This window comes from Rhizobium sp. 268 (genome assembly GCF_036571585.1).
Lineage (GTDB): Bacteria > Pseudomonadota > Alphaproteobacteria > Rhizobiales > Rhizobiaceae > Rhizobium > Rhizobium redzepovicii.
In genome coordinates, this window is the sequence record NZ_JAPPSO010000051.1 from 1 (window position 1) to 4,486 (window position 4,486).

General features: G+C 58.2%; 2 protein-coding genes. Both read right to left on the reverse strand.

Features of this window, described 5'->3' with window-relative positions; genetic code table 11:
• Window positions 1–290: 290 nt before the first annotated feature.
• Window positions 291–1,445, reverse strand: coding sequence for a glycoside hydrolase family 12 protein (locus OS035_RS33205; RefSeq protein ID WP_245488109.1), 1,155 nt, complete (start codon window positions 1,443–1,445; stop codon window positions 291–293).
• Window positions 1,446–1,910: 465 nt separating this feature from the next.
• A partial coding sequence (locus tag OS035_RS33210) for a M16 family metallopeptidase (RefSeq protein ID WP_331815574.1) occupies window positions 1,911–4,486 on the reverse strand: 2,576 nt, incomplete at its 5' end.

A 4,486-nucleotide genomic window follows, 5' to 3' on the forward strand; every position in this document is an offset into this window, starting at 1 on the left:
TGCATCGCCGAAATCTACGCCCAACCCGTCAGGCAGGCAACCGCAGCCCAGTTAACGTGACAATACCTTCCGGCGCAATGCCACGTCACCTTGTGCGCTAACGCCGTGAACCTGAAAAACGTTCTTAGCTATGTCAATTCCGACTGTGATAACTTCCTTCATGGACGGCTCTCCTCATTGCGGCTCCTGACAACCGCATCATGGCACTTCACGCGCCGGCGCAGAAGGCCGTCCACCTCATCAGGCCCACTTAATCCCTCCTGGTTGGGAACGATGCACTAACGCCGGTATTAAGTCGAACTCACCGACCAATTATTAAAATTGAAGTTCATCCCCTCGGGGGACGAGGTAATCTCGACGCCATATTGAACGCTGCCGACGTGTATGTCGCCAAAGTAGCCCTTCGACTTGAGCCACTCCAGGATGCCCTTGATGTCCACCGTTCCGCTATCGCTTTTGGATGTGCACAGCAGTGAGATCACGTTGTGACCATTAGAGCCCGTGAACACGTTCCAAGTCGCCCCGCCCACATTGACATTGCGGTAGAGCGGGATCGCTGCGCCGGAGCGGTCGTAATGATATGAGATGGGCTTGACATTGCCGCTTCCGTCTGGATTCCCAGTGTAGTTTGTCCAGAGCATTATCTCATTCTGGTGTGAGCTGTCCCAGATGTCGTAGGCGGTGTCCCAGGCCCCGCCAGTCGGAACATCCTGATTGAAGCTCGAAGTCAGAGTATTAATTGAACTGAGAGGTTTTTCGATATTTAACGCCTGGTGGGGATAGCTCTTGATGCCATCTGTATTAGGCTGGTTCGACCAAACGCTCCACTGTTTGCCTGCATGAACCGAAATCGTCTGAGGCCCGGCGCCGGTTCCCCATACATCATTATTCCAAGAATAACCGCCGTAGGAAAAGTCTCCGTATGGAGAGTTCGAGCTCCAAATCGGCGCGTTTGCCGGAAGAGGCGCGGCAATCGATGATCTGGCGTTATTCACAGCTTGCCTGAATAGTTTATCATGCTGTGCATCCATGTAGCCGGGCAAGCCTGGCGATCCAATACCGTCTATTCGATCGGGAACCATAAGCTCGCTTTCTGTAACGTGAACACCGCGGAAGCGGGTTTCCACCTTACCGTCGGGCATAGGCACTTCGTTGTTCATGTAAGAGCCTTCCAGTTCTGCATCGAGAACGCCCGATCCGGCCTGGAGATTATAACCTGCCTGAGCGCCCACCGCTGGGGCGTCCTCCCTATTGAACGGGTTGAATTTGGTAGACGCGACACCTCCGTGAAGGCCGGCATAAGCACCGGCCCAAGAGAAGGTTCTCGGTGCTTCGGAAGAAGAGACACTCGGATCGCTGTGGTCGGCGTGATCGGCCGCCGACGCGCCGCATGCCATTAAGGCCAAGACGCCTACGGAGAAGATTTTTCTTCTAACTAGCGACATATGTAACCCCATAACGAGTGGTTAAAACAAGAGTTTAGGGTTGAGTTTAGATGATGAGCCGATTTTAGGATTCCTTTCATCGCAGCTCCCGATCCGCCCCTCGGACGATCTTGATAGGTCTCAGCTTAGAGAGGGTGTTTGCAATACACGGGGCAATCTATGGGGCGTTATTCTGGCCTACACTTTGGCCTTCTATTATTTCTCCTTCAGCCACGTGTAGCCGACACCACCAACGAAGAAGAAGTCCGGAGATGCAACGACGGTATCTTCACCGGGTTGGTCCGTTGCGAAAACTAATGAAGTCGACGAGATCAGCACTGCTGCCGAGGCCGTTAGCGTCTTTAGCCAAAACCCTATCATTGTTGAACTCTCCTTTGGCTTGCTCAGTTGCGTGCTGGAGACGGCGGTGCTGAATGAACATGCGCGCAGTTAAACGCCGCCCCTGATCGCAACCGGCCTCGCCCGCTATCTTGCCGTCGCCGGCAGCACTTCGAATTTCCAGAATTTTTCCGGACTGAAATAGGTCGCGGCAAACACGCGGATATCTCCGGCGGTGACTTTGCCGTAGCCGGTGAGACTATTGCGTATCCGGTCCAAACGACGCGAGTCCGTCTGGGCGTGGTGCAGACATTCAATCCAATATTCGTTGCTTTGCTGCTGATGCTTCAATGTCTCGACAATGGGCTCGCGGGCGCGGGCAAGCTCATCCGGAGAGACATCATGCGACCGCAGGTCGGTGGCGATCTCTTCGACAACTGCGTAGAAGCGCGGGATCTTTTCCGGTTCCGTCTCGACGGAGAAATGGGCGTAGCCGAAGCCGGGAACTTCCCTTGACAGGTCAACATAGCCCTCCAGAACATAACTTGCGCCTTCGGCAATACGAAACTGGTCAATCAGCCTGTTCTGGAAAATCTGGATGGCGATCTTGGCAGTGAACGACCGCGGCAGATCGGAGAGCAAATCGCCGACCGGAACTCCCAAGGCAGCGGCGGCAATATCCGCCCTGCCGCTATGGGTCCGCAAAACGGGCGTCTTGTTCGCGGCCGGAAAACGCACGTCACCCCAATCATTGCTCGGCGCCGTCTCCGGCCGCGGCGGCAAAGCGCCGAGGGTTTCAGCTGTCATCCGGATTGCGTCATCCACCGTGACGTCGCCAACGATGGCGATATCGATCGGGCCGTTGGAAACCATAGGCCGGAACAGCGTCTCGAAATCTTCCGGCTTAGCGGCGGACAACTCAGCGCGATCAGGGAAGGTCCAGCGCGGGTCGCCGGAATGCACGAGCCCGGCCAAATCGCGGACGACAACGTCGCCGGGCGACGCGTCATACTGATCGAGATCGCTCAAATACTCCTGCTGCACCCGCCTGAATGCCTCGGGGCGGTATGCGGGATCGGAAGTGTATGCCGCCATTAGCTGCAATTGCGTCGCAAGATCTTCCGTCCGCGTGCGACCGTCGAACCTGAAGGAACTGTCGCCGACCGAGAAGTCGACGCCGACAATGTTGGCTGTCAGTGCTTTCTGGATATCCTGGTAATCCATGGCCTTCAGGCCGGACCGCTCGACGGCCCGAGATGTCCAGATCGGGGCGGAGCGGTCTTTCGGCAGGCCCAGCCGGCCGCGGCCGATATCTTCGCGCACCAGCACTTCATTGGCACGCAGTTTGGTCGGCTTGACGGTAAGGCGCACGCCGTTGGAAAAGCCCACCATGGTCAAACCCAGATCCTCGTCCGTACGGCGTTCGACCACGGCACCCGGTTCGCCGAAATGGGTGTAGGGCCAGGCAACATCAGCCGCACCGGATGGAGCCGAGACAGCAATAGCCTTTGAAGCATCATAGACTTGCCGAACCGTATCGGCTCCGCCCTCAGGTGATTGGGTCGTCTGTAGCACGACCTGTGGACCGTTGCCGGAGAATGCATGCAGCAAGGCTTGATTGACCTCGGCCGCCGTGACGCCGTTCGTCATCGTCTCGAACATCGAGAGGTCTTCAGCGGGCGAGATGAAGACTTCATTGTCACGGACGCTGCCAGCCAGCGCCGAGGCGATGGCGGTGGTCTTGCGCGTCGCGGCTCCGGCCGCGGCAGCCTGGCGGATGGAGCGGTATCCAAGAATTTCGCGATCCAGTTCAGCCTGCCCAACGCCGAACTCCTGGATGCGCCGCTGTTCCTGGTCAATGGTCGTCAGCGCCGCCTGCCATTTGTCCGGCTCCGAATCCGCCGCGATCTGGACGACATGGGCGGAATGAAGGAGATCCCGGGAGCCGACGCCCGCACTGATGAATGGGGCATCCGCCTTGCTGGCAATGGTGCTCAGCCGACGCTCGAGCACCCTCAGGCCGAGATCTTCGATAAGCTTGGTACGGCGCTTGGCGAACGTGTCGGGCGCGGCGTCATAGGGACGCGTCCAGGCGATCCGTACGCTGGTCATGCCGCCGGGAACGACGAAGACGTCGGCGCTTTCGCCTTTCGTCTCCAATGTGCCAGGATCCGGTTCTGCAGGCGGCGGACCCACGGCCTTCCAGTCGCCGAAGCGCTGGCGGATTTCGATTTCCATGGCGGCGGGGTCGATATCGCCAACCACTATCAGCGTCGCCCGCTCGGGCCGGTAGTTGGCCCAGTAATATTCACGGAGAAGCTCCACGGGGGCATTGCTGATGATGTCGGTTTTACCGATCGGGGCGCGCATGGTCGCGCGCTTGCCGGCGAGCAGCGAATTCCTGATTTCGAGCGCCGCGCGGTACTGCGGCGTGTCACGCGACCCCTCTTCCGACAGGATGACGCCGCGTTCGCGATCGAAGGCGCTGGCATCGAGGGTCAGCTCGCTCGCCGTCTCGCGCATCAACATCAGGCCCGTCGAAACCGTGTCGGCATCGACCTTGGGCAGATTGAGTTCATAGACAGTCTCGTCATAAGAGGTATGGGCGTTGATGTCCGGCCCAAAGGCCAGGCCCTTGCGCTGCAGGATAGGGATCATCTCCCCGTCGGCGACATGTGTTGAACCCTTGAAGGCCATGTGCTCGAGAAAATGCGCCAGACCCT

Bases quoted from the DNA above. Each gene is read 5' to 3' on its own strand.
- OS035_RS33205 (WP_245488109.1), bottom strand. From the start codon at position 1,445: ATGTCGCTAGTTAGAAGAAAAATCTTCTCCGTAGGCGTCTTGGCCTTA.